Genomic DNA, 26533 nt, shown 5'->3' on the forward strand with positions numbered 1-26533 from the left:
CGATCACCAGGCCGCTTCCCCCATCAGGCAAGAGACTAGAACGGGTTTGGGCATATTCCCACCCGCGAAGTTCATTTATAGAGCACATTTGCGCCATGGCATTGGGTATCGGCGGAAATTTTCCGAACTGCCGTTGACGTTGCGGCAGGCCAGGGGGCTTTCTTGCCGGAGGGGGCCGCCGCGGGCGAGGAGGTCGGCGCAGGGGCGCGTGAAACGGTGTTCAGGCGGCTTGCAGCACGGCGGTTGCAGGCACGGTCGCGTGTCGCAGGGACGTTGCCCATCGGGGGAAGAGGGAATATGAAAGCGGATAACCTTAAGGAATTCGAGCCGTTGACGCGCCAGTTGGTGGACACGCCGAAATATTCGCAGGTCCGGACGGTTGCGCTGGTGATCATCGCCTTCGCCGTCGTTCTTTTCCTGCTGGTGCAAGCCAGGTTCATCCTGATCTCGCTTGCCGTGGCCGTGATTCTGTTCACGCTGACGTCGGACGTGATCCGCCTGATCGCGCGGCAGAGCATCGGTCGGTTCCGCATTCCCAACTGGCTGGCGTCGCTGGCTGCGCTGATGATGATCTCGACCGCGTTGCTGATCTTGTCGTCGATCCTGCTGGCGCAGCTGAATACCGTTCTGGGCACGACGTTGTCCTATGCCGAACGCGCGCCGTCGGCTGTTGCGTCGCTCTTTGCCTGGATGGGCGAGGATGTGGAGCGCGCGGTTCTCAATTCGCTCAACACGGTCGAGGTGTCGGGCTATGTCCGGACCGCGGCAGGGCAGGCGGGCAGCCTGATGCAGGGCACGGTGCTGGTGATCCTGTTCTTCGGCTTCCTGTTTGCCGAGCGAATCTGGTTCGGCACCAAGATGTCCAACTTCTTCGGCGATCCGGCGCAGGCGGAACGGGCCAACAAGATCTTCACGTCGATCATCCACCGGGTGAATTACTATCTTCTGATCAAGACGCTGGTCAGCGTGATCACGGGCGCGATGGTGTACCTGGTGGCGCTGGCCTTCGATATCGAGCTGGCCCTGTCGCTGGGAATCCTGACCTTCATCCTGAACTACATTCCCAATATCGGGTCGATCATCGCAACCGGAATGGTGGCGCTGGTGGGGTACGTGGAAACCGGAGAGGCGTCCGTGACCGCGGGATTGTTCGTGATCACCGGCATCATCCAGTTCGTGAACGGCAATGTCATCGACCCGTGGCTGATGGGGCGGGCGCTGCGGTTGTCGTCCTTCGGGATCATCATCAGCCTGGCCTTCTGGGGTGCGGTCTGGGGCATTCCCGGCATGTTCCTGTCGGTGCCGATCATGGTGATGATGCTGGTCATTTGCAGCCATGTGCCGGGCCTGAGGAAGGTGGCCGTGCTGCTGTCGCGCGAGGGGCTGCCGGAAGACGAGCGGGAACTGGACCGGCTGAGCGAGGAAATCGAGAGCCGCAAGGGCACCTGACCCGGGCGCGGCGGCCGCAGGGCGCGGACCGCGACAGCCCTAGTAGATGAAGGTCTGCGAGGCCTGGCCCTCGATGCTTTGACCGCGATACATGCCTTCGCAGTTGAACGGCAGGGTGATGCTGCCATCCGCGCCGATGGCGATCAGGCCGCCCGAGCCGCCGATGGCGACGAGGTCCTTCATCACCACTTGCTCTGCGGCGTCGGTCACGTTTTGGCCTGCCAGCCGGATACGCGCGTCGATCTCATGCGCGACGGAAAGGCGGATGAAAGCCTCGCCGTCCCCGGTCGCCGAAACGGCGCAGCTGTCGTTGGCGGCGAAGGTGCCGGCACCGATCAGGGGGCTGTCACCGATGCGACCGGCGCTTTTGGCCGTCATCCCGCCGGTCGAGGTGGCGGCGGCAAGGTTGCCCGCACGGTCGCGGGCCACGGCGCCCACCGTGCCGTGGCGACGCGACGGGTCGTCGTCGAGCGTGCCGTCCGCTTCCATCCGCAGGGTTTCCTGAAGCGTGTCCCAGCGTTCCGGGGTGAAGAAATAACGTGACTCCTCGAAGGGCAGGCCGGCCTCGCGGGCGACGGTCAGCGCCCCGTCGCCGGCCATGAGGACATGCGACGTACGCTCCATGACGGCGCGGGCGGCGTCGACCGGGTTTCGCGGGCCGCAGATACCCGCCACGGCCCCGGCGCGACGGTCGCGTCCGTCCATGATGGCGGCGTCCATCTCGTGCGTGCCGGCGCGGGTGAAGACCGCACCGCGCCCGGCGTTGAACAGCGGCTCGTCCTCAAGCGCGCGCACGGCGGCGGTGACGGCGTCGAGCGCGGTGCCGTCGGCTGCGAGCACGGACTGGCCGGCCGTCAGCACCCGCGCCAGGGCGGCGTGACAGGCCGCTTCACGCTCTTCGCTCATCTCGGCCCGGGGCACGACCCCGGCACCACCGTGAATTGCCAGTGCGAATCCGTCGCTCATGTCTGGTTCCTGCCATGTTTTGCACCGTTTTGGCGCGGTTTGGTTGCCAAGAATCCCACATAGCGCGGGAATCGTGACGTTGCGATCGCTTTTGCAGTTGCGGACTGTGGGTTACGTGACATTCTTGTGAACGGGATGGTAACATCCACAACATATAGATAATAGTCCAGCGATGGATGGAGTCGTTCGATGGATATGTCCGTGAAACCGAGGCCCCGAGGCAAACTGGTCGCGATTGGCGGCGCCGAAGACAAATCCGCCAAGGCGGCGATTTTGGGGCGCGTGCTGAAACTCTCGAACAGCGAGACGCCGGTGGTCGGCGTGATCACCACCGCCAGCAGCATCCCCGATGAGGTCTTTCCGGCCTACGAAGAGGCGTTCGACGCGCTGGGCGCGTCCGAGGTGCTGGACGTCCGCATCCGCGAACGGCGCGATGCCGGCGACCCCAAGATGGTCGAGTTGATCCGCAAGAGCGACGTTCTGTTCATCTCGGGCGGCGACCAGATGCGCCTGACCAGCATCTTCGGCGCCTCCAAGTCGCTGGAGGCGATCCGCGCGATCTATCACGAGGGGGCGGTCATCGCCGGTACCAGCGCGGGTGCCGCGTGCCAATCCACGACCATGGTTTATGGCGGCAGCGCGATCGACAGTCTGCGCAAGGGCGCGGTCAAGATGAGCGCGGGTTTCGGCTTGATCGAAGGGGTCATCATCGACACCCATTTCCTGGAACGGGGGCGGTTCTCGCGCCTGATGGAAGTGGGCGCCACGAACCCCGAATATCTGGGAATCGGCTTGGGCGAGGACGCCGCCGTATTGTTCGAGGGCGGTATAATTAAGGCCTTTGGACCCGGTCACGTAATCCTCGTTGACAGTTCAAGGATTACCAGTTGCAATGTATTCGACTTGTCAGACGGTGAGGCGGTGAGCGTCCACAACGTCGTGATGCATGCGCTGGTCGAGGGTGATGGATACAACCTGGCGGACCGGCAGGTCCTGAGTGCCAAACAGCTTGGGGCCGAGAGCCTGGAGCTGAAGGATGCGTATACTTGAACACCGTGCGCTGCGCGGACCGAACTATTACAGCCGCTACCAGTCGATCTACATGCGGCTGGACATCGAGGAACTTGAAGACCGGCCGAGTGACAAGGTCGACGGCATTGCCGACAAGCTTCAATCCCTGATCCCCACGATTTACGAGCATCGCTGTTCTGTCGGAGAGGCCGGTGGTTTCCTGTCTCGGGTCAAGGAAGGCACCTGGGCCGGTCACATGGTCGAGCATGTGGCGATCGAATTGCAGAACCTGATCGGCTTTTCGGTGGGCTATGGCAAGACCGTCGACAGCTACGACAAGGGTGTTTACCACGTCGTCTACCGCTATCGCGACGAGGCGACAGGCATTGCCTGCGGCGAGGAGGCGGTGGAGATCGTCCAGGCGCTGTATGACGGCAAAGATGTGGAGCTGGAGCCGGTCATCGACCGCCTAAAAGAGGTGCGGGACGCCAACGCGCTGGGCCCGTCGACCGGCTCAATCGTGAACGCGGCAAAGGCGCGGAACATCCCGTGGTACAACCTGACGGAAGGCACCAGCTATACCCAGCTGGGCCACGGCGTGAAGCAGCGCAAATTCCAGGCCACGGTGACGGATGCGTCGGGCATCATCGGCCACTCGATTGCCGACGACAAGGAGTGGACCAAGCAGGTGCTCGACGACGCCGGCGTGGCCGTGCCCAAGGGCTATATCGGCTACAGCTGGGACGAGGTGAAAGACGCCGCCGAGTGGATCGGCTGGCCGGTCGTCACCAAGCCGCTGTCGGGCAATCACGGGCGCGGCGTGACCACCGACATCACCAACGAGGACGAGCTGAAATCGGGTTACGAGGCCGCGTTGGCGCGCTGCCGCGACGATTACGGCGCTGTCATCGTGGAAAGCTATATCAAGGGCGAGGATCACCGTATCCTGGTTGTCGACGGCAAGCTGGTGGCCGCCGCGCGCCGCCGCCCCGCGCATGTCGAAGGCGATGGAAAGTCGACGATCCAGCAGCTGATCGACGAGGAAAACAAGGACCCGCGCCGGGGCGTGGGCCACGAGAACCTTCTGACGCAGATCCATGTGGACGAACAGACCCTGCGCCTGCTGGAGCAGGCCGAGCTGACGCTGGAATCGGTGCCGGAGAAGGGCGAGATCGTCTATCTGAAATCCACCGCCAACATCTCGACCGGCGGGACGGCGACGGACCTGACGGACGAGGTGCATCCCGAGATCAAGTTCGCGATGGAGCGGATCGGCCGGCTGGTGGGTCTCGATATCATCGGGATCGACCTTCTGGCCGAAACGCTGTCCAAGCCGCTGGATCAGCAATCGGCTGGCGTGGTCGAGGTCAACGCCGGGCCGGGGTTCCGGATGCACATGGCGCCGACCCATGGCAAGCCGCGCGCGGTGGGCGAGGCGGTCGTCAATATGCTGTTCCCCGACCCCACGGATGACGGGCGCATCCCGATCACCGCGATCACCGGCACCAATGGCAAGACCACCACGACGCGCCTGATCACGCATATCCTGCGGCAGGCCGGCAATTCGGTGGGCATGGGCTGTACCGGCACCATCGAGATCGACAACCACGTCATCCTGCGGGGCGACTATTCCGGGCCCGCCGCGGCCCATGCCGTGCTGCGCGAACCCACCGTGGAACACGCCGTGCTGGAAGTGGCGCGCGGCGGGATCATGCGCCGGGGTCTGGGCTTTGACGAATGCGACGTGGGTGTCCTGCTGAACATCGCGTCCGACCATCTGGGCGAGCGCGATATCCACACGCTGGAGGAACTGGCGCGGTGCAAGACCGTGGTCGTCGATGCAGTCAAGAAGATCGGCGGGTTCTGCGTGCTGAATGCCGATGATCCGCTGGTGATGGACCAGGGCACCTACTGGGCGCGGGGCGAGATCATCTATTTCACGATGGATCCCGACAACCCGGACCTCAAGCAGCACCTTGCCGACCACAAAATGGTCATCACCGTGCGCCAAGGCCGGATCGTGCTGTTGCGCGGTACGGTCGAGGTCGAGGTGGCGGCGGTCAACGACGTGCCGATCTCGTTCGAGGGGCACGCGCCGTTCAACGTGCAGAACGCCATGGCGGCCACGGCTGCTGCGCTGGCGCACGGGCTGGAGATCGACGACATCCGCGCGGGGCTTCTGAGCTTCCACCCGACACCGGCGCAGATGCCGGGGCGGACCAACTATTTCGAGGCCGACGGCGTCAAGTGCCTGATCGACTATGGCCACAACGTGCCCGCGCTCGAGGCACTGGAGCCGCTGGTCAACGGCCTTGGCCAACAACGCAAGATCGCCGTGGCCACGGCCCCCGGCAACCGCCGGGACGAGGATCTGGCGGCGCTGGGTGCTCAACTGGCCAAGATGTGCGATGCGGTCTATGTCTATGAGACGGACGCGCGCGGACGCAGCGAAGGCGAGACTGCCGGGCTGATCGAGAAGGGGGCCAGCGACGCCGGATCCGCCGGAACGGTCGAGATCATCATGGACGAGCAGGCCGCGATTGATCGTGCCATCGGCGAGGCGAAACCGGGTGACTTCCTGTTGCTGCTGGTCGACGACATCGAAGGCGCGACCGAGCGCCTGAAAGGCCGGAGCTACGGGGCGCAGTCGGACCTGGGTCAGACGTAAGCCACGTTCGCGCAATTGACAGGGAACAACGCCGTCGCAACGGCGTTGAGATGCGGGGGAACGATATGACAAAAAACGTTTTCGTTGTTGGACTGAACGATCTTAATGCGGAACGGTTGAAGCGCCTTCGCGGCGTCGAGGACGTGAATTTCCACCCGCTGCTCACCTCTGCGGAAGTATCCGATACGCAGATTTTCGACATCCCTGACATGCTGCGCCGGGCCGAGGAGACGCTGGACGCCTTCGACGGGTCGATCGACGCCATCGTGGGGTATATCGACTTTCCGGTGTCCACCATGCTGCCGCTTTTGTGCAAGAAATACAGTGTGCGCAACGCGTCGCTGGAATCTCTGCTGAAATGCGAGCACAAGTACTGGTCGCGCAAGGTTATGGCCGAGGTCATTCCCGATCACGTGCCGAACTTCACCGCTTTCGATCCGTTCGACGACGAGGCCCTGTCCAAGATCGGCGAGGCCGGCCTGCGGTTTCCGTTCTTCGTGAAGCCGATCAAGTCGTCGGGGTCGCGCCTGGGCTTCCGCATCGACAGCCCCGAGGATTTCGCCTATGCGACCGAAGCTTTCCGCGCCGAGATCAACGAGATTTCCGAGCCGTTCAACTATGTCCTGAACCAGGCCAACCTGCCCGATGACGTGAAATCCGTCGAAGGGCATTACTGCATGGCCGAGCGGGTGATCGGCGGGCGGCAATGCACGGTCGAGGGTTACGTGTACGAAGGCGAGGTCGTCCCTTACGGCGTGGTCGACTCGATCCGCTATCCGCAGGTGCTGAGCTTTTTCTATTACCTCTACCCGTCCACCCTGCCACCGCGCATCCAGGAACAGATGGCCGAGATCACCAAGACGGTGATGAAGCACATCGGCTACGACAATGCCGGGTTCAACATCGAGTATTACTGGGACGAGGTGCAGAATCAGATCTGGCTGCTGGAGATCAACACCCGCATCGCGCAATCGCATTGCGACCTTTTCGAGATGGTCGACGGGGTCAGCCACCAGCAGGTGACGGTCGATCTTGGCCTGGGCCGCAAGCCGGACATGCCCAAGGGCGAAGGGCCGGAAACCGTCGCGGCGGAATTCTTCTACCGGGTGTTCTTCAACGACGCGACGGTGGCCCGCGCCCCCTCGCGCGCCGAGGTCGAGGTCGCCGCCGAGCAGGTCGAGGGCACGCGGATCACCTCTTATGTCAGCAAGGGTTCGAAACTGTCGGAACTGCCGGAGCAGGATGCCTACAGCTATGCGGTGGCGTCGGTCTGGATGGGGGCGCAGAAACAGTCGAAGCTGCTTTGGAATTACGAGCAGGTCATGAAGAGGCTGAACTACGAGTTCACGGATATCGTGGAGTAGGGCGGCAGAGCGCAAGCCGTTTCAAGCGGTTTCGCCTGCCCGGTTTCTTTGAATTTCCGGTTGATCGTCGACAGAGCGGTTTCCGCGCTGGATTGGGATCTTCCCTTGCCCGGTGTCGGCTGGACATCGGGCAGTAGAGGCAGTAGCCCCACGCTGGACACCTCCCTGAAGACGCTATCCGGACGCTGACATGAAGATCGATCATCCGCTGCCGCAGACCATCCAAGAGATCGAGCACCTGGAGATTCCGATGCCTGACGGCACGCGGCTGGCCGCCCGCATCTGGATGCCGGAAGGTTCAGAGGACCTGCCTGTGCCCGCGATCCTGGAATTCATCCCTTATCGAAAGAATGACAAGACATTGGAGCGCGACCATGCGCGGGCGCCCTGGATGGCGGCGCAGGGCTATGCCTATGTGCGCGTCGACCTGCGGGGAACCGGCGAATCCGAAGGGTTGATGACGGATGAATATACCGACATCGAGCTGCAGGATGGATGTGACGTGATCGCCTGGATCGCCGCGCAGGACTGGTGCGATGGCGGGGTCGGGATCGTCGGTATTTCCTGGGGCGGATTCAACGGCCTGCAACTGGCGGCGCTGCGCCCGCCCGCATTGAAGGCGGTGGTCACGATCTGTTCGACCGACGATCGCTATGCCGACGATATCCACTACATGGGCGGCACGCTGCTTGGGGATCACCTGTCCTGGGCGTCGGTGATGTTCGGCATCAACACCCTGCCGCCCGACCCGGCGCATGTGGGCGACCGCTGGAGGACGATGTGGGAAGAGCGACTGGACGGATCTGGCCTGTGGCTGGAGAATTGGATGCAGCACCAAAGGCGCGATGCGTTCTGGAAACACGGGTCGGTCTGCGAGAACTTTACGGATATCGAGGTGCCTGTCTACGCCGTCAGCGGCTGGGCCGATGGGTACTGCCGGGCGGTCTTCCGACTCGTCGAGAACTTGAAAGCCCCGGTCAAGGGGCTGATTGGCCCGTGGTCGCATCGCTATCCGCATCTGGGCGAACCGGGGCCGGCCATAGATTGGCTGACGGAAGAGACGCGATGGTGGGACCAGTGGCTGAAGGGACAGGACACCGGGATTGCCGACGAGGCGAAGCTGCGCGTCTTTCTGCAGGATCACGCCAAACCGCAAACCTGTTACGAGGAACGGTCGGGGCACTGGATCGACCTTGCATCATGGCCCTCGGCGCAGATCACGCGGACATCCTTCGCGCTTTCGTCGGATGGCGGGCTGGGCTGGGCCGGGCCGGGCGAGCCGCTGAAGCTGTGTTCACCGCTTTGGGTCGGGCATCACGGCGGCAAGTGGTGCTCTTACGGTCATCCGGGCGACCAACCGGGGGACCAAAGGCGCGAAGATGCGGGAAGCCTGACGTTTGAGACCGAGCCGCTGGAAGACGACCGGCACATGGTCGGCGACCCGACGTTTTCGATGACATTCCAGGTGGACCGGTCCGTGGCGCAGGTTGCCGCGCGGCTGATGGATGTGGCCCCGGACGGGGCGGCAACACGCGTCAGCTATGGGCTCTTGAACCTGACGCATCGCGACAGTCACGAGCATCCCGAAACGCTCGAGCCCGGACAGACCTATACCGTCACCGTGCCGATGAAGCATGTCGCCCAGACATTCCGTGCAGGACATCGCATCCGTCTGGGGCTGTCCACAAGCTATTTCCCGATCGCGTGGCCGGCGCCCGAACCGGTGACGCTGACGGTTCTTACGGGCGAATGCCGGCTTGACCTGCCACTTTGCAGCGCGGCGCCGGTGCCGGTTGATGCGTTCGGTCCGGCAAGGGCCGCCGAGCCGCTGGAACTCGAGGTGGAAAGAGCCTCGTCCGCGTCATGGTCGATCTCGGAGGATGCGGACACCGGACGGCTGTTGATCGAGGTGGTCGACGATGAGGGGGCGGCGACGATCCGGCGGCAGGAGTTTTTCCACGCGGCGAAAGCCGCGGAACGCTACACCATCCTTCCCGATGACCCGACGTCCGCGGAGGGAGAGGTGACCTGGACCCACGAGATGCGGCGCGACGAATGGATGGTTCGCACGGTGACGTGGACAAAACTGACCGCTGACAAGAGCGAGTACCGGATCGAGGCGCGGTTGCAGGCGTTTCTCGACAACACCTGCGTGCGCGACCTTGACTGGGACGTGCGCGTTCCGCGTGATCACAATTGACGGCGCGGCCCGAACGGGCCGATGTGGCATCTGACCGAAGACGCCTTTGCGGATTCCTGCGGCCGGCATCATTCTGAACGTGAACCTCGGTTTTCCAAATGCCGTGATTTGCCGCCAAGCCTCTACAACGGTGTCTCGAACGCCCCGTAATTCAGCACTGCTGAAACCGGCGTGAAGGCGAGATATTCCGAGAGTCTGCGGTCAGAGAAGGTGAGGGCGATTGCCGATTGGGGCACATCAGGTTGGCAAGTGCCTAGAACAGCTGAATATCGCCCTGCGATGGTGTGTTTTTGGGCTTGTTTCGTACGGGCGATGCGATGATCGGATCGCTGATGTTCGACATGAAGCATCGTTGGACCCGACCTGACGCCGACCAGAACCTGATCTTGCGCCCGCGGGATCCGCCAAGGCAGCTACCCGTGATCTTAAAGCCTTCGTTCGACAGGTACCATTCGGCAAAACTGGCATTCTTCGCACCGATTTCCGCGCCGCCCTCGAACATCTTTGCGCCGCCGAAGATCTTGACATTCAGGCGCGTGCGGTCCGCGCCTTTCTTGAGTAGGCCGTTGACCAGAAGTTCCATGGCATTGACGCCGTAACGCATGTTGGTCCCGCGATCTCCGGTGTCGCCCGGAAGCAGAAAATGGTTCATGCCTCCGACACCGGCGACGGGATCCCACATGCAGGTTGCGATGCAGGAGCCCAGAATGGTGGTCATGACTTCTTCCGGACGGTCTGAAATTCGGGTCTCGCCCTGAAACAGAGGAACGAAGACGGCGCCTTCGATCGAACCGGGATCAGATGCGTCGGTCATGTTCGACCGCGATCCTGCGCGGTTGCCAAGATGTGTCATGAGACCTCCTCGCACGGTGCCAAAGCACACGTGCGATCAGAATTCATGCCAGTCTTCCTGTCCGTTCACGGCGGCGGAGGAAACGGCTGGTGCGGCAATCTTGACTGCCGACGTGTTCTGCGGTTCCGTCCTTGCGATTTCGTCTTCCCAGCCTGTCTTTTGCGCGGATGCGGAGGTTTGGAGCGCGGACGGGGCTGTGCCTTCGCTCAATTCGTCGAGACTGAATTGGCGCAGGATGTCCGTCATGCGCTGCGCTTCATTGCTCAAGCTGCGGCTGGCTGCGGAGGACTCCTCGATCACCGCAGCGTTTTGTTGCGTCACCTTGTCGAGTTCTGTCACGCTTTCCTTGATTTCCGCCAGGTTTGCCGCCTGTTCGCTGGATCCGGTGGCAATCTGGGAAACCAGGTCGGACACGTGGTTGACGCCATCGATTATGTCGCTCAGCGCAGCGCCGGCCTGGTTGGCAAGATCGCTTCCCTCGGTAACGTGTTCGCTGGAACGCATTATCAATTCCTTGATTTCATTGGCCGAGTCCGAGGCGCGCTGTGCAAGAGCGCGGACTTCGGAGGCCACGACGGCGAATCCGCGGCCGGAATCGCCCGCCCGGGCGGCCTCGACGCCTGCATTGAGCGCCAAAAGGTTCGTCTGGAACGCGATGTCGTCAATGACACCGATGATCGCGGTGATCTGTTGAGACGACTCCTCGATGTCGCGCATGGCCTTGACCGTCTTTCCCACGACGTCGCCGCCAGTGGCCGCACGTTTCTTGTTGTCCGCGATACGTTCGTTGGCATCGACAGCGAGTGTGGCAGTTGTCTGCACGCTGTTGTTCAATTCCTCGATGGCCGCAGCGGACTCTTCCAGCGTCGCAGCCTGCGCCTCGGACCGTTTCGACTGGTCCTCGGCGACCTCGGAGATTTCCTGAGAACTGGTGCGCACGCTTTCGGCGGTGGATACGATCGTCGTGAGCATCTTGCGAAGGCTGGCCACGACTTCGTTGAAATTCTTGCCGATTTCAATGTGGTCGGAGTCGAGCCCCTCGAAGTCGCCGAGATTGATCGAGCAATCGGTCCGTCCGGATGCAAGGCGGGACATACGCTCTCCAAGGTGATGCAAAAGATTCTGCCTCAGAGTCGTCGATTCCTGCCGGATCCGGGTTTCGGCTTCGTCACGAGCCAGTGTATCACGAAATTGCTGAAGTACTTGCGCCATAACGCCAATTTCGTCCCTGCGGTTGATCCCGGGAATGCCCGCGGTGTAGTCGTGGCCCGCGACCGCACGCATTGCGCTGCTCAGAGACTTGATTGGCCCGGTCACCAGATGCGAGATGGCTAGAACGATCGCCGCAAGGCCACCTGCCGCGACCGCAGTGCTGATACCCAGGACCTCGAGGATTTGCATCTTTTGCGCGGCGATAAACGTGCTTTTGTCCCAAACGAAGCCGACCGCGCCAAGAAGCGTATTGCCATCTTTTGCCTTGACCGGAACTACAACAGTGTTCGTATTGCCCTCGGCAGCGCGTACAAGTTCTTTTTCGGACAGAGCCCTTGCCATTGATGCGCGGAGCTGAGGCAGTTTAGTACTTCTGGCCGCGTATTCGGCCAACTGCTCACCGGATACATGAAAGACCTCGACTGCGATAAGAGAGGCATCACGTTCCGTTGCGGACGCATAGACCTCGGCAATACGGGTTCCGTCCTTGAACTGAATCGGGGCTCGCATCTGGTTGGCCAGCATATTCGCGATGAAAAGTTCATCCTGAACTTGTTGCTCGATGCTCATGGACTTGAGATTTATATTGAGCAAAACGAAGCTGACAGCGAAGGTTGCGAGAAAGCCCAAGGCAACAGCGACGGCAAGCTTCGCGCGGATGCTGAGCGCCGCGAAAGCGGTCTTGATCCGACCAGGATTGGGGCCGGCAATAGGGGCGGTCATTGTCATCTTTGGCTCCCGTGAGAAGGCTGGTTTAATTGGTGGCGGTGAGCAGTTCGAGGTCGACGCCGACGGTTATCACCCCAACGAAGGTCCCATCATCCAAAATCGGAAGGCTGATCTGGCTTTGGTATGCCTGCGATGACTCGTCGAACTCGGCGGGACTGATGTGAATGCCGGACGTGGCATGTGGCACTTGCCACTTATCCTCGTCGCCTTGCCAATAATCGGATGTCACGCCACTTTGGCCGACATTCAGTCCGCGGGCATCCGTTATGAAGATTTCGGTGTAACGTCCGGCGCCTTGCGCCTGTATCTCCCGAAGGTGGGAGGAAAGGCCGTTCGACAGGATGCTGTCGACGAGGGTGCCGCCGGAGATGACCTGTTCTCGCCAAGTGGCATCGAGCGCAATGATCTCGCCTTCTGTAAGGTTCTCGTGCGCGACATTCTGAATGCGAAGTACCTCGAGCACGAGAGGGTCTGTTACCCATTCTGAGATGGTAGTGTTCGCGAGATCTTTGAGCGCCGCGTCATAATCGCCGGACGCGGCGGCGCCAGAAGCGAGCATGCAGGCGATTGCGAAGTTGCTGACTGTATGTTTCATTTTCCCTCCGGATTCTGGAAAGTGGTCGGATTGCTCCGTATGTTCGTCGATAAGATTTAATATCCTCTGAACCCGCGCGGCTCAGAGTGCCGTTGACGTTGAATCAATCTGAATTGCGGTCGCGGACAGGGCGGCCAGATGACGGTCGGTCTGGTGATGCGCGTGCTCCAGGCGGTGGATGATGCCGAGCAGTCCACTGTCTATGTCGCTCATTCTGCCGCTTTCGACCCGACACAGAAGCTTGACCAGATCGAGCCCGTTTATTCGACGTCGCAATTGGCGACAAACGTCCGGAATGATCTTGCCCAAGGTCGCGACATCGGAGACCGCGGCACGGCTGATCTCGGAAAGGGACTCGGCCTGCGCATGAAGTATCTCCCGGCCGCCGTGCCCGCGATTGGAGGAATTGTGCTTCAACGCTGACTGCTTCGCTGTCAGGTCCATCAGCGCCGACATCTGCGACGCGCTGTGAGCATGGGCGAGGGCGGCCCGCATTCGCACCAGCAGCCCGGTGTCGTCACAGCGCAGCCTGTCGACCATTTGGTACATGTCGTCCGACATCGTCTCGTAGTTCTTTGAAATTGTGCCGATCGCCACACCTGCCCCCTCCAGCCGGCTGGAGAGAATCCGCAAGTTGATGGGCTCGCCCCGAACTTGCTGAAAAATCGAGATTATCTTGTGCACAAGCGCCTCGGCCTCAGTCATCATATCGGTCAGTTTCGAGATTTTGCGGAGGTCCGCATCGGCGGTCTCGTCGATATCCTCGCGCAGGGAGAACTCGGCATTCAGAGCTGCGAATGCGTATGATTCAAAATCGGGGAAGTTCTTTTCCGACAGGCGCTTCACCAGATATTCGGCGCTTTTGTCCGGCGGAAGGCCGCGTGCTTCTTCGGCAAGCGCGTCGGTATAGATGTCGCGCGTGAACTCGAAGAAATCGGCTCCGGGTTTGATCCTTACCGACAAATAACCGTCCCGGGTCGGTGTGATGGATGCGAAGACCCAGTAGTAGCGACCGTCGGCGGACGCATTCTTGACATAGGCGCAGACCGGAAGCCTGGCTTGAAGCCGTTGCCACATCAAGTGGAACAGGCCGCGCGGCATGTCGGGGTGGCGGACCACCTTGTGTGGCGCGCCGACCAGTTCCTCTTTCGACATTCCCGCAACCCTGCAGAATTCCGAGTTCGCGTAGCGTATGACGCCGCGTGTGTCGGTCGCGGAAGCCAGGAGCTGTTCGCGCGGAAAATCGACCTCGCCGCCCGGCATGGTCGCGCGGTCGCTTGTTCTTGTTGTCTGTTGCATGGCGTGGTCCTCTCAGGCGGCTCACTTCCACCGCGGGGGTTTCAGAACAGGATCGGCTGGCCATCTCCCAGCCCGAGAGCGGGTTTCACGGGATCATCCAGAAGCCGATGCCGGAAATAGTCGAGCCGGACCTGAGCGATCAGGGGCGCGAGATCGACGGGCGCGTCGGCCGCCGTCATGCTTGAGAGCGTCTGGAGAACCCGGGAAATGTCTCTCAAATGCTGCCAGAGAGCATCGACGCGCTGCAGGTCGCGCAGGTCGGAGGTGCCATGCTCCGGAAGGTGCGCGACCAGTTCGGGGATCAAGGCGTCGAGCCTTTCCGCGATGGCCGCAAGATCGTCCGTCTCGTCGGCGAGAATTTCGAGAATGCGGGCGATGGAAGAAAAAGACACGGAACGCTCCTGCTTTCGGGAAATCTGGCTCAAAGGCGACCGACGACTTTTTCGATGCAAGCCTTCAATTGTGCGGTCTGGAACGGCTTCTTGAGGTAGTTATTCATCCCCAACCGCGTCCCGCGCTCGAGGATCTCCTTGTCGGCGCGACCTGTCACGAGGATGAAGCCGGTCCTCGCGATGGCGCGGTGCGAGCGGATCGCTTCGAGCAGTTGGAGCCCGTCCATCCGCGGCATGTTGAAATCGGAGATCACGAGGTGCACCGGCTTGGAGGCGAGGCTGCTCCAGGCGGTGTGGCCATCCGCCTCGGTGCGGTAATTCTTGATCCCGAGTTCGTCGAGAGCTTGAGTGAGAAGTCCGCGACTGGTCGACATGTCGTCGACGACAAGGATATGCAGTTTGTCTTTCAGGCTCATCCGAGGCCTCCATTTATGTCTGTGCGATGCCCGTCGGCGTCCTTTGCGACCCTGAGCATTGACGCTTGTCGGTACACGGCGGCGGCAGGGCGGCAGAAGGCGCCACGCTCTTGTTGAATGAACGAGGTGGCGATGTGTTCGGGCAGGTTTTCGGAATGGCCAACATAGAGGGCGCCACCGGCCACGACGCGGTCTGCCAAGCGCTCCCACAGGCGGATCTGGGTCGCCTCGTCGAAGTAAATCGTCACATTGCGGCACATTATGACATCGAACCCGCGCTGAAACGGCCATTCGGCGTTCAGATTCAGGCACCGGAACGTGATCAGGTCTCGGGCTGTGGACGCAACACGCACCATGCCGGAGGGGGCGTCCGCGCGGTCAACGTAGCGATCGGCAAGCGACTCGGGCAGGTCCGACAGGCTGGACGTCGGATAGAGCCCGGCACGCGCAGTGCCGAGGGCCGACTTGTCGATATCAGTCGCAAGGATGCGCAGGTCGAGGCGCGCCGCCTCGGGGCAGATCTCGAGAAGGCGAAACGCGATATCAAAGGCCTCTTCGCCGGTCGAGCAGGCGGCGGACCAGAAGCGCACCCGGCGGCCGGACCTTGCGGCCTCCGTCAGCCGGGGAAGAACACGTTCGGAGAGATGGTTGAAGTGGTGTTCTTCGCGATTGAATCGTGTCATGTTCGTGGTCAGCGCGGAGACAAAGGCATCCTGCTCGGCTTCGTTGCCGGGGGTCTGCAGCCAGTCGCAATATGCCTCGACCGAGCCGATGCCCAGCGCCTTCAGCCGTTTGGCCAGGCGGCCGGACACCATTGCCCGCTTGTTGCTTCCGATGTGAATGCCCGTCATCCGCTTGAGCAGGTTGGCGACGATCGTGAAATCGCCGGGACTGATCAGGGGCGGTGCAGTGACCTGCGGTTCGTCGCTCATGCGCTCAACGGAGCCTCTTGTGGCAGAACCTCTCGCACATCGATGGCGCGCACGAGCTTGTCATCGAGCGAGTGGACCCCGCGGATGAAAGCCTGGGTGCGCGAGGAGGACACGTCGGGCGTCGCCTGCATCTGGGCTTCGTCAACGGTGATGATGTCGGAAACCGCATCGACCAGGAAACCGACGATCTTGTCGTCGATCTGGGCAATGATAATGACGTGCCGCTTGCCGGGCTCGGTCTTGCCGAAGCCAAGTCGCAACGAGAGGTCGACGACCGGCAGGACCGTGCCGCGAAGGTTCATCATTCCGACCACGAAATCCGGCGCATGAGGCAACGTCGTGGTGCTGGTCCACCCCCGGATTTCCAACACATGCGAGATCTCGATGCTGAAATCCTGGTCCTCGACCGTGAAGCATACGATCTCCACCCGGTTGGCGGTCTTTGTTTCGGCTTGGGCTTCACGCATGATGAATATCTCCTGTGGCGTCTGGCCAGGCGCGATCGACCCATCCGCCCTGACCCGGTGGTGCAATCATCTGGTCGGTGTCTACGATAAGTGCGATCTTGCCGTCGCCGAGGATCGTTGCCGCCGCGATTCCGGGTATTTTCTGGTAGTTCTGTTCGAGGCCCTTGATCACCACCTCGCGCTGCTCGGCGATGCCATCCACGGCGAGCGCGTAGCGGTGCCCCGTCTCTCCCTCGATCAGAAGAAGGGACTGACTGTCTAGGCCGACAGGCGCGGCGCGAAAGCCAAGAGCGGCGCCGAGATCCTTGATCGGAACCATTTCGCCGTTCAGTGACAGGACGTTGTCGCCATCGCACAGCGTGTGCACCTTGGCCTGGCCAGGCTGCAGCATCTCGCGAAGCGGCAAAGTCGGCACGATCAGGGACTGATCGGCAACCTTTACGACCATGCCCTCGAGAACCGCGAGCGTAAGTGGCAGCGATACCGTGACGGAGGTGCCGCGCCCGGGCACCGATTGCAAGCTGACCCGGCCGCCAAGGGACTGGATCTCGTTGCGGACCACATCCATACCGACCCCACGGCCGGAGAGATTGGAGATCTCGCCCGCGGTCGAGAAGCCGGGACGGAACAGCAAGTTGTCTATGTCGGAGTCGCTGAGGTCGTCCTCGGCGCGTATCAGACCCTTCTCGATGGCGATCTGGCGCACTTTCGGACGGTTGATGCCAGCGCCGTCATCCTTGATGACGATGACCACCCGGCCCGATCTGTGGCTGGCTTCGAGCGTAACTGTCCCGCGGTCATCCTTGCCGGCGTCGCGACGTGCCTGGGGTGTCTCGAGGCCATGATCGATGGCGTTGCGGATCATGTGCGTCAACGGCTCGACCAGGCGTTCGGTAACGGTCTTGTCGACCTCGGTCGCGTCGCCCACTGTCACGAGGCGCGCCGATTTCCCGGCCTCCCGGGCTGTTTCGCGGACGATACGGGACATGCGTTGAAAGAGACTGCGCACAGGCTGGGCCCGGATCGCCATGACACTTTCCTGGATCGCACCGGAGAGTGTCTTGAGCTGGCTCATCGCCTCGTCGACGCCACCGTTGCCGGAACCGGACATCTCGTCCATCGATTGCCGCAGCATGGCCTCGGCGATGACGAGTTCGCCCACGAGGTTGATCAGCCGGTCGACCCGGTCGAGGTCAACGCGAATGGTGCTGGTGCGGGAATTTGCCGTTCTCGGGGCTCCGGCAGGCGGTGGTGCCGCCCCGCTGTCTGCAGGTGGTGCACCAGCGGCAACGGATGTGGCCCCGGCATTTGACGGCACCTCGCCTGACGCGTCGGGGTGGGTGGCGTCCGGGTCGGCGGAAACCGGGTCCGACAGTTCCGGCAGGGAAGGCAAGGCGGATGTGAGGTCGAGCGGCGCGGAGATTTCGAGCTCGCACAGACCTTCGACGAACTCGAAAACTTCGCGAATTGCGGCCTCGTCGACCGCATCGTCGGCGCGGAAGTCAAGTGTCCAGCTCAAAGCCGGGACGGACCACGGCCCATCGGAAAGTGGTCGTACCGCGTCGAGCTCGGCTTCGATCCGGAGCGTTCCCAACGTCTCCAGGCTACGGAACAGGATTGCGGGATCGTGGCCGTTCGCGAAGAGCTGCGGCGATGCCTTGAAGCGGATGGTCACCGGCCCGCCGCTATCGGACGATCCCATGTCGTCCAGGGAAGGCAACTCGCCATCTATCGCGAGGAAGGTCGGCTGAAAGTCCGGTTCAACGGACTCCTCGGCGCTATCCTCATCCGAGCCGGAAGCGCCATTCGCCGCAAGGCTGACCTGTTTGAGGTCGTTCAGGATGGATGCGCCTTGTTCGGCGGACAGCACCGTTCCCTGGCTGGCCGCCTCGACCAGATCGGCGAGATGGTCGCTGGCCGTGAGAAGGAGATTGACGACACTGTCGCCCACAGCCAGCCGGTTGCTGCGCATGTCGTCGAGCACGTTTTCGAACGCGTGCGCGAAGGAAACCAGCTGATCAAGACCGAAAGCGCCGGCGCCTCCCTTCATGGAGTGCACCGCACGGAACATGCTGTTGATGGTCTCGTCGTCGCCCGCCCCGGCCTCGAGGTCGTTCAGCCCGGCAGAAAGCTGTTCCAGCAGGTCGTCACATTCCTGAAAGAACATCTGGTTGAGATCGTTCATGGTTCGCGCCCTCCTTCAGACCACGAGTCGACGTATGATCTGGACGAGTTTCTCTTCGTCGAAGGGCTTTACGATCCAGCCTGTAGCGCCGGCCTCGCGGGCGCGTTGTTTGAGCGCATCGCCGCTTTCGGTTGTCAGTACGAGGATCGGCACGCTGGACACATGCGCGCCTTTGCGAACCCCGTCGATGAAACCGAACCCATCCATCCGCGGCATGTTGATGTCCGTGATGATAAGGTCAGGCGTGGCGGTCGGGAGGCGTTCGAGACCATCGACACCATCCTCGGCCAGTTCCACCTCGAATCCGGCGCCGGTCAGCGTCTGTTGCAGCATGCTGCGCATGGTTCGGGAATCATCGACGGCAAGGATGCGGGTCATGCGGAATCCTCTTGCATCAGGGCGTGTCGGGGAATGCCGAGGCGGTCCAGTCCCTGGAGGAAATCGGGAGAGGGATCGGCGAGATCGAACGCAGCGCCATCGTGCTGCCATTGCAGTCGCGCGCGCAGCAGGATTTCCGCCGCCAGCGCGCCGAGGAAGCCGACCTGGCCTGCCTGCAGGCGCAGGTCTGATCCGCGCCGGGTTTCGAGGCTTGTCGCCAGCGTTTCGCAAGCGGCGAAATCAAGTCTTTCCGGAAGGTCAAGCGGTGCTTCTCCGACCGAAGTGTCTGTATCTGTCATGCGGGACCCTTCACACTGCAAAAGAGGTGTTGGCGCGATGCTATGGGGTCGGGTTTAAGATGTAGTTAAGCTGCAAGATATTGAATTTACTCGTAAATCAGGCTTGACAATTGCCGTTCTTCGAGAGGGCGGCGCGAGTCGGTGCCGTCGGAATCGGCCCGATGCCGAGCCGTCCGGAGCCAGAGGCGCAGAAAGCCGCGTCTCGCAGGACGGGATCCAGCCGCTTGCCGTGTCATGTGCTGCTGCTCCAAGGACCGGCGAAGGGCTTGGCCTTGGTGCGACGGCATGGTTTAAGCCAGCCGCAGCGGGCACGGAAACGGCGGAGGAGCAAGCGGCGCGCATGTCGAGCATTCTGATCATCGAGCAGGTGCTGAACGGGGTTCAGTTCGGAGTCATGCTGTTCTTGATGGCTGCGGGCCTGACGCTGATCTTCGGGGTGATGGGGTTGATCAACCTCGCGCATGGCTCGCTTTACATGGTCGGCGCCTTCGCCGCCGCTGCGGTCGCCGCGGCAACGGGGAGCTTCCTGCTGGCGCTGGGCGCCGCACTGGCCGTCGCGGCGGCGGTTGGCGCGTTGGTGGAGGTCACGGTGATCCGCCGCTTATATGCCACCGACCACCTGGACCAGGTGCTGGCGACCTTCGCGCTGATCCTGATCTTCTCGGAAGGGACGCGGTATCTTTTCGGGTCCTTCCCGCTCTATCTCGATATTCCCGAAGCGCTGTCGGGGCCTGTGACGCTGCCCGGCGGCATCCAGTACCCGCTTTACCGGCTGGCGCTGATCGGAGTCGGGTTGGCGGTCGCCATTGGCTTGTGGCTGCTGATCGAGCGGACGCGGGTAGGTATTCGCATCCGCGCCGGCGAAAACGATCGCGAGATGATCGCGGCGTTGGGCGTGGATATCTCGAAGCTTTACACGCTGGTCTTTGCGCTGGGCGCGGCACTGGCGGGGCTGGCGGGCGCGCTGGTGGGCGCGATCCAGTCGGTGCAGGTGGGCATGGGCGAGCCGGTGCTGATCCTGGCCTTCGTGGTGATCGTGATTGGCGGCATAGGCTCGATCAAGGGGGCCTTTGTGGGCGCGATCCTGGTAGGGCTGACGGATACGCTGGGAGGCATTTTCCTGCCCGAGTTCTTCAAGCTGTTCATGGAGCCCGCGGCTGGTACGCAGGTGGGGGCATCGCTGGCGTCGATGGCGATCTATATCCTGATGAGCGTGGTGCTGGTCTGGCGGCCCACGGGCCTGTTCGGGGCCCGGGCATGAAGGGGGGCATGAACGGGGCCATGAACAGGGAAGCCTGGTTGAACCTGGCCGTGCTGGCGGGACTGGTGGCGGTGCCGCTTTGGGCCGTGGCGGTTGACCAGCCATTCACGATCACGCTGGCGACGCGCGTGGTAATCCTGGCGCTGGCCGCTGTCGGCTTGAACATCGCGCTGGGACTGGGCGGGCTGGTCAGCCTGGGGCACGCGGTGTTCTTTGGCATCGGCGGCTATGCGATGGGAATCCTCGCGCATCATGCGCAGACCTATACGGCTGTCGCGGAATGGCCGGTGCTGATCGAAGGCACCAAGTCGATGCCGGTGATCTGGGTCGTGGCCGTGGTGACCTCGGCGCTGGCGGCGCTGGTGATCGGTGTGCTGAGCCTGCGGACCAGCGGCGTCTATTTCATCATGATCACGCTGGCTTTCGGGCAGATGTTTTTCTACTTCGCGATCTCGTGGAGCGCCTATGGCGGCGAGGACGGCCTGTCGATCTATGTGCGCAATGGGTTTCCGGGACTGAACACGTTGGTGCCGATCCAGTTCTTCGGGCTTTGTTTCGCGATCCTGTGTGCCGTCCTGTGGTTGACCGCGCGGCTGATGCGGTCGCCTTTTGGGCTGGCGCTGAACGCCGCAAGACAGGTGCCGGTGCGGGTGCAGACTGTGGGCCTGAACCCGGTGCGGCTGAAGCTGGTGGCGTTCGTTATTTCGGGTGCGATCACCGGGCTGGCGGGGGCGCTTTTTGCCGACCTCAACCGCTTCGTCAGCCCGACGATGTTCAGCTGGCAGTTCTCGGGCGAGATCATCATCCTCGTCATCCTGGGCGGGGTCGGACGGCTGTTTGGCCCGGTGATGGGCGCGGCTGTGTTCGTTCTGCTGGAGCACTGGCTGGGCGGACTGACGGAGTTCTGGCTGATCTGGCTGGGGGTGATCCTGCTGTTGATCGTACTCTTTGCACGCGGCGGCCTCGTGGGGCTCCTGGCGGGGCGGAGCGTGGCGCATGACTGAGCCGGTGCTGGAGACGCGGGGGATCACGAAGCGGTTCGGCGCGCTTACGGCGAGCGAGGACATCGCGCTCGATCTGAAGCCGGGGGAAATCCATGCGGTGATCGGCCCCAATGGCGCGGGCAAGTCTACGCTGATCCAGCAGATCTGTGGTCTTCTGCGGCCGGATGCGGGGCAGGTCCTGCTGGGCGGTCGGGATGTCACGCGGCTTGGTGCGGCGGCCAGGGCGAGAGCCGGGCTGGCTCGGACGTTCCAGGTGTCGCAGCTGGCTATGGAGGACACGGTTCTGCAGAATGCGTTGCTGGGCGCGCTTGGCGCCACCGCGCGACCCTGGCGGTTTTTCGGGCGGGCGCTGGACGATGCTGAATTACGGGGCCGGGCGGAGGCGGCGCTGGCGCAGGTAGGGCTGGCCGATGCGGCGGCGACGCTGGGCGCTGACCTTTCGCACGGGCAGCGGCGGCAACTGGAAGTGGCGATGGCGCTGACAGTCGATCCTCGAGCCTTCGTTATGGACGAGCCGATGGCGGGGCTGGGGGCGGAAGGCTCGAAACGGATGACAGGGTTTTTGAGCGAGCTGCGTGGCACGGCGCCGATCCTGCTGGTGGAGCACGACATGGACGCGGTCTTCGCCCTGGCGGACCGGATCAGCGTTATGGTCTATGGCCGGATCATCGCGACGGGAACGGTCTCGGAGATCCGGACCGACCGGGCGGTGCGCGACGCCTATCTGGGAGAGGAGGCATGAGCCTGCTGCGGGTCGAGAGGCTGGAGGCGCATTACGGTGTGAGCCAGGCGCTGTTCGGGGTCGACCTGAAGGTGGAAGCAGGCGAGGCCGTGGCGCTGATGGGGCGCAACGGGATGGGCAAGACCACGACGGTTCGGGCGATTTGCCGGATGATCCCGAGCCAGGGAAAGTTGTATTTTGACGGTCACGACTTGCACGCGCTGCCGAGCCACCGGGCGGCGCGGCTGGGCATCGGGCTGGTGCCGGAGGGGCGCCGATGCTTTCGGGATCTGACAGTGGCGGAGAACCTTTTGGCGGCGGCCCGGCCCGGACCGTGGAACAGGGCGCGCGTCGCGGAATTGTTTCCCCGGCTGGAAGAGCGATCGGCGCAGGTGGCAGCCTCTTTGTCGGGCGGCGAACAGCAGATGCTGGCGATCGGGCGGGCGTTGATGACCAACCCTCGGCTGATGATCCTCGACGAGGCGACCGAGGGTCTGGCGCCGCTGGTGCGTGCCGAGATCTGGGCGGCGCTGGGCCAGCTGCAGGACGCCACCGAAATGGCGCTGCTGGTGATCGACAAGTCAGTGCGGGAACTGGCGCAGGTGGCGGACCGCGCGGTGCTGATGGAGCGGGGAGAGACGGTCTGGACGGGCGCGATGGCGGACCTGACGCCGGATGTGTCGGAGCGGTACGTGGGGGTGTGAGGGGGCGCTCCCGCTGCCGCTTTCCTGTGCGCCCCGGTTCCCGAGCCGGGGCCTTTTGTTTTGAGCGGGGAGGTCCCGGGTCAAGCCCGGGACGGGTCTGCACTGACAGTGAGTGAGACGCGGCAGGTTGAGTGGTCGCGAGCGGCGGAAACCTTTGGCGGGAGTATCTGAGGCAATAAAAAGAGCCGGGTGGTTCGGTGGACGGACAGGCGCTGTGCCGGCAAGACATGCAAGCGCGTCGAACTGGCTGCACTATGGAGCAGAGCTGGTGATTCGGGAGGGTCGAGACGGGTCATGCGGGCGCAATGCCCCTAGCTGAAGCAGGAATTTCGGAGCGCGACCGGCGCAAGCGATTGCGGCACGGTGCTGTTTGCAAGCCCGCCCCGGCCTGCGAGCCGGGGCCTCTTGTGCCGAGCCTGAGGTCCCGGGTGAAGCCCGGGACGGGGTTCCGAAAGGCGCTCCCGGAATGCTGAAAGCGGCGTGCAGAGTGGTGCCGGGACGTTCTGTCAGCGGTTCGCCGGTTCGAGGATATCGGCGAGTTTCAGGCGCTGGATCTTGCCCGATGGACCCTTGGGCAACTCGTCGAGAAAGTGGATCTCGTCGGGGGATTTGAACGCGCCGAGGCGGTTGCGGCAGATCTCGATCAGGTCCGCACCCTTGAGAACAGAGCCCTCGCGGATGCGCACCGCCGCCTCGACGGTTTCGCCGTAGGTGGTGCAGGGCCGGGCGAAGGCGGCGGCCTCGATCACGTCGGGATGGGTGTAGAGCGCCTCGTCGACCTCTCGGGGGGCGATGTTCTCGCCGCCCTTGATGATCAGCTCTTTCAGGCGGCCGGTGACGAAGACGTAGCCTTCGACATCCATGCGGGCGAGGTCGCCGGTGCGCAGCCAGCCGTCGCGGAAGGTGTCGCGGGTGGCATCCGGGTTCTTTAGGTAGCCTTGCATCACGTTGGGTCCGCGCACGGTGATCTCGCCTTCGGTGTCGGGCGGCAGGGCGGCGCCGGTGCTGTCCTGGATCTGGACCTCGCAGCCATAGGCCATGCCGGACGAGCCGATCTTGCGGGTGGCGGGCGGCAGGGGGTTCGACAGGATCTGGGCGGCGGTTTCGGTCAGGCCCATGGTTTCGATGATGGGCACGGAAAAGCGGGTTTCGAAGGCCGATTGAGTCTCGACCGCCAGCGCCGAGGAGGCGGAGCGGCCGAAGCGCAGGCGGCTGCGGACCTCGGGGCCGGGTTCGTCCGTGCCGTGGAGCAGGTGCGAGATGATGGTGGGCACGGCGGAGAACCAGGTGACTTCGGCGCGCGCCGCCTGATCCCAGAAGCGGGAGGCGGAGAATTTCGAGGTGACGGCGAGGGAGCCGCCCGAGACGAGGCTGCCCATGACGGTCACGCAGAGGCCGTTGATGTGGTAGACGGGCAGTACGCAGAAACCGCGGTCGGCCTCGGACAGATCGTGCGCGATGGTGGTGGTCCAGCCTCCGGCCAGCAGGCTGGCATGGGTGTGGAGCACGCCCTTGGGACGGCCGGTGGTGCCGGAAGTGTACATCAGGAGGGCGTGATCGTCGGGGGTGACCGGGTGCAGGTCGGCCTCGGCCCGCTCGGACAATGAGACCGGGGCAATGTCGGTTGTGTTGGCGGGCTCGAACTGTTCGGTGCAGGCCTCGTGGACGAAGGCCAGGCGGGCCTCGGAATGCTCCAGCGCGTAGGCGATGGCGTCTCGGCCCGCGGCGAGGTTGATCATGGTGGCGCGAAAGCCCCCCGCAAGTGCGCCGTAGAGCGCGACGAGGCCGTCGCGGCTGTTGGGGGCGACGATGGCGACGCTTTCGCCGCGCACGGCGCCGCGGGCGGTGAGGGCGCGGGCGAAGGACAGGGCCGCGTCCTGGAGGGCGGGCCAGTCGAGATGGGAGCCGTCCTCGGGGAAGACGCAGGCGGTGCCGCCCTTTTCGGCGCGGGCGGCGAGCCAGTCGCGGACGGTGCCCTCGGGCGGTGTGTCGCGGCTGAGCTTCATTGGCCGGTGGCCTTCCAGTAGTCGGCGAAGATATCCTCAAGCGTGGGCTCAACGGCGGGGATCTCACGCACGATCTTGGTGGATTGCAGGAAATGCTTCCAATGGACGTTCTCGTCGATGGAATTGCCGCCCCAGCTGCCGCAGCCCATGGAGAGCGAGAAGGGCATCCCGTTGGTGAAGGCGCCGCCGGTGGCGAAGGTATGCGCCTGGTTGACGATGATGCGGCTGGTGGGAATGGCGCGGGCGAGCGTCATCGGGCGGGCGTTATCCGTGCTGTGCAGGCCGACGGAATGGCCGGCGCCCTGGAACAGCTGGATGTCGCGGGTGACGCGGAGGGCGTCGTCGAAATCCCTGGCTGAATAAAGCGCGAGGACGCGGCTGAGCTTTTCGCCGGAGAGGGGATGGTCGGAGCCGATGCCGGTGGTGGGAACCGCGATGTATTCGGTGCCTTCGGGCACCTTGCCCGACAGCCCCAGCGCGTCGATCATCTTGTCGGCGTCCTGTGCGATGACAGAACGGTTGAGGTGGTCGTCGGGCCAGAGGGCGGCAACGACGGCGGCCTCGTCCTCGACCACGGCGCCGCCGGCGCGGGCCATGGCGGCGATGAAGGCGTCGCGCACGGCATCCACCACGACGACCGAGTTCTCGGACGAGCAGGAGGTGGCGTTGTCGAAGGTCTTGGAGGCGCGGATCTTCTCGGCGGCGGCGTCGAGATCGGCGGTCTCATCCACGATGACGGTGACGTTGCCCGCGCCGACGGCGACGGCGGGTGTGCCGGAGGTCTGGGCGCGGTGGACATTGTTCTGGCTGCCGGTGGCGACGACCATGTCGCAGGTTTCCATCAGGCGCTGGGTCTTGTCCTTGGAGCCGGGCGCGGGGACCATGCCGACAAGGTCGGGATCCTCGCCGATCTTGGCGAACTCGGCGTGGATGAATTCGATCAGTTTCTCACAGCTGGCCACACCCTTGGGCGACGGGGCCACGACGATGGCGTTGCCGCATTTCAGCGCGTTGATGATGTTGTTGGCGGGCGTGGCGGCGGGGTTGGTCGAGGGCACGATCGCGGCGACGACACCCTTGGGCCGGGCGATTTCGGTGATGCCGGTGGCGGGGTCGTTACGGATGACGCCATAGGTGGGGACGTCCTTTATGTCACGCATGAGGCCCAGCGTCTTGCGGTGGTTCTTGGTGATCTTGTCGGGCACGTTCCCGAGGCCCGTGGTCCGGACGGCCAGTTCGGCCAGTTCCCGGTTGCGGCTCGGTTCCATGATCGCCCATGCGACGGCCTGTGCGGCGCGGTCGTAGCGCTGTTGGCTGCCCTCGGCCTCGTACCGGCCTTGGGCGGCGCGGGCGCGGGCGATGATGGCGTCCAGGTCTGCGATGGGGTCAGGGGCGTTCATGGTGCGAAACCTTTCTGGTGAG

23 protein-coding genes are annotated in these 26533 nt (G+C 63.3%); 9 read left to right on the forward strand and 14 right to left on the reverse strand.

The features are described from left to right. Positions 1–297: 297 nt before the first annotated feature. Complete coding sequence (locus FIU85_RS16510; protein ID WP_152493311.1) at positions 298–1449, forward strand: AI-2E family transporter; 1152 nt, start codon at positions 298–300, stop codon at positions 1447–1449. A gap of 39 nt (positions 1450–1488) precedes the next feature. Here the strand turns inward: FIU85_RS16510 and FIU85_RS16515 are convergent, their stop codons facing one another. Further along, complete coding sequence (locus tag FIU85_RS16515; protein ID WP_152493310.1) at positions 1489–2415, reverse strand: isoaspartyl peptidase/L-asparaginase family protein; 927 nt, start codon at positions 2413–2415, stop codon at positions 1489–1491. Positions 2416–2604: 189 nt separating this feature from the next. Here FIU85_RS16515 and FIU85_RS16520 point away from each other — a divergent pair, with 189 nt between their 5' ends. The 4 genes from FIU85_RS16520 to FIU85_RS16535 all read left to right on the forward strand — a co-directional run bounded on the left by FIU85_RS16520 (position 2605) and on the right by FIU85_RS16535 (position 9658). After that, the gene (locus FIU85_RS16520) at positions 2605–3465 is read left to right on the forward strand and encodes a cyanophycinase (RefSeq protein ID WP_152497665.1); all 861 of its coding nucleotides are present in this window, start codon (positions 2605–2607) and stop codon (positions 3463–3465) included. Next, entirely contained in the window at positions 3452–6094 is a 2643-nt protein-coding gene (gene cphA, locus FIU85_RS16525) for a cyanophycin synthetase (RefSeq protein ID WP_152497666.1), read from the forward strand. The genes FIU85_RS16520 and cphA overlap by 14 nt, the downstream gene beginning before the upstream one ends. Before the next feature lie 65 nt (positions 6095–6159). Then, on the forward strand, positions 6160–7458 hold the full coding sequence (locus tag FIU85_RS16530; protein ID WP_152497667.1) for an acetyl-CoA carboxylase biotin carboxylase subunit family protein: 1299 nt from the start codon (positions 6160–6162) through the stop codon (positions 7456–7458). A 190-nt stretch (positions 7459–7648) separates the two neighbouring features. Further along, complete coding sequence (locus FIU85_RS16535; RefSeq protein WP_152497668.1) at positions 7649–9658, forward strand: CocE/NonD family hydrolase; 2010 nt, start codon at positions 7649–7651, stop codon at positions 9656–9658. A 253-nt stretch (positions 9659–9911) separates the two neighbouring features. On the opposite strand, the gene FIU85_RS16540 is transcribed toward FIU85_RS16535, so the two are convergent. From FIU85_RS16540 to FIU85_RS16590, 11 genes are all read right to left on the reverse strand, one after another. Beyond that, positions 9912–10472 (reverse strand): chemotaxis protein CheD, encoded by a 561-nt coding sequence (locus FIU85_RS16540; protein WP_152493305.1) that lies wholly within the window; start codon positions 10470–10472, stop codon positions 9912–9914. A 75-nt stretch (positions 10473–10547) separates the two neighbouring features. After that, entirely contained in the window at positions 10548–12452 is a 1905-nt protein-coding gene (locus FIU85_RS16545; RefSeq protein WP_152497669.1) for a methyl-accepting chemotaxis protein, read from the reverse strand. Positions 12453–12477: 25 nt separating this feature from the next. Continuing rightward, the gene (locus FIU85_RS16550) at positions 12478–13047 is read right to left on the reverse strand and encodes a PDC sensor domain-containing protein (protein ID WP_152497670.1); all 570 of its coding nucleotides are present in this window, start codon (positions 13045–13047) and stop codon (positions 12478–12480) included. 81 nt (positions 13048–13128) lie between these two features. Then, complete coding sequence (locus FIU85_RS16555) at positions 13129–14346, reverse strand: PAS domain-containing protein (RefSeq protein WP_152497671.1); 1218 nt, start codon at positions 14344–14346, stop codon at positions 13129–13131. A gap of 41 nt (positions 14347–14387) precedes the next feature. Next, on the reverse strand, positions 14388–14771 hold the full coding sequence (locus FIU85_RS16560) for a hypothetical protein (RefSeq protein ID WP_152493301.1): 384 nt from the start codon (positions 14769–14771) through the stop codon (positions 14388–14390). Further along, positions 14768–15154, reverse strand: a complete 387-nt coding sequence (locus FIU85_RS16565; RefSeq protein WP_152493300.1) for a response regulator — start codon at positions 15152–15154, stop codon at positions 14768–14770. Before FIU85_RS16565 ends, FIU85_RS16560 begins: the two co-directional genes overlap by 4 nt. After that, entirely contained in the window at positions 15151–16086 is a 936-nt protein-coding gene (locus FIU85_RS16570; RefSeq protein WP_152497673.1) for a protein-glutamate O-methyltransferase CheR, read from the reverse strand. Before FIU85_RS16570 ends, FIU85_RS16565 begins: the two co-directional genes overlap by 4 nt. Next, positions 16083–16553 carry a chemotaxis protein CheW gene (locus FIU85_RS16575; protein WP_152493298.1) on the reverse strand — a complete coding sequence of 157 codons (471 nt, stop codon included), beginning with the start codon at positions 16551–16553 and terminating at the stop codon, positions 16083–16085. The genes FIU85_RS16570 and FIU85_RS16575 overlap by 4 nt, the downstream gene beginning before the upstream one ends. Then, complete coding sequence (locus FIU85_RS16580) at positions 16546–18738, reverse strand: chemotaxis protein CheA (RefSeq protein ID WP_152497674.1); 2193 nt, start codon at positions 18736–18738, stop codon at positions 16546–16548. The genes FIU85_RS16575 and FIU85_RS16580 overlap by 8 nt, the downstream gene beginning before the upstream one ends. A 15-nt stretch (positions 18739–18753) precedes the next feature. Further along, the gene (locus FIU85_RS16585; protein ID WP_152493296.1) at positions 18754–19116 is read right to left on the reverse strand and encodes a response regulator; all 363 of its coding nucleotides are present in this window, start codon (positions 19114–19116) and stop codon (positions 18754–18756) included. Further along, entirely contained in the window at positions 19113–19415 is a 303-nt protein-coding gene (locus FIU85_RS16590) for an STAS domain-containing protein (protein ID WP_152493295.1), read from the reverse strand. Before FIU85_RS16590 ends, FIU85_RS16585 begins: the two co-directional genes overlap by 4 nt. A 340-nt stretch (positions 19416–19755) precedes the next feature. Between FIU85_RS16590 and FIU85_RS16595 the strand changes: the two genes are divergently transcribed. From FIU85_RS16595 to FIU85_RS16610, 4 genes are read left to right on the forward strand one after another with little or no spacing between them, the layout of a single operon-like run. Then, complete coding sequence (locus FIU85_RS16595; protein ID WP_152497675.1) at positions 19756–20676, forward strand: branched-chain amino acid ABC transporter permease; 921 nt, start codon at positions 19756–19758, stop codon at positions 20674–20676. A 20-nt stretch (positions 20677–20696) separates the two neighbouring features. After that, positions 20697–21680, forward strand: coding sequence for a branched-chain amino acid ABC transporter permease (locus FIU85_RS16600; RefSeq protein WP_152497676.1), 984 nt, complete (start codon positions 20697–20699; stop codon positions 21678–21680). Beyond that, the gene (locus FIU85_RS16605; protein WP_152497677.1) at positions 21673–22422 is read left to right on the forward strand and encodes an ABC transporter ATP-binding protein; all 750 of its coding nucleotides are present in this window, start codon (positions 21673–21675) and stop codon (positions 22420–22422) included. Before FIU85_RS16600 ends, FIU85_RS16605 begins: the two co-directional genes overlap by 8 nt. Further along, positions 22419–23105 (forward strand): ABC transporter ATP-binding protein, encoded by a 687-nt coding sequence (locus tag FIU85_RS16610; protein WP_152497678.1) that lies wholly within the window; start codon positions 22419–22421, stop codon positions 23103–23105. Before FIU85_RS16605 ends, FIU85_RS16610 begins: the two co-directional genes overlap by 4 nt. 506 nt (positions 23106–23611) lie before the next feature. Here the strand turns inward: FIU85_RS16610 and FIU85_RS16615 are convergent. Together FIU85_RS16615 and FIU85_RS16620 are read right to left on the reverse strand one after the other, a co-directional pair. Next, positions 23612–25111: an AMP-binding protein gene (locus FIU85_RS16615; RefSeq protein WP_152497679.1), complete on the reverse strand. Its 1500-nt coding sequence runs from the start codon at positions 25109–25111 to the stop codon at positions 23612–23614. Next, entirely contained in the window at positions 25108–26511 is a 1404-nt protein-coding gene (locus FIU85_RS16620) for an aldehyde dehydrogenase family protein (RefSeq protein WP_152497680.1), read from the reverse strand. Before FIU85_RS16620 ends, FIU85_RS16615 begins: the two co-directional genes overlap by 4 nt. Between the last annotated feature and the right edge of the window lie 22 nt (positions 26512–26533).

The organism is Roseovarius sp. THAF8 (assembly GCF_009363735.1).
Classification (GTDB): domain Bacteria; phylum Pseudomonadota; class Alphaproteobacteria; order Rhodobacterales; family Rhodobacteraceae; genus Roseovarius.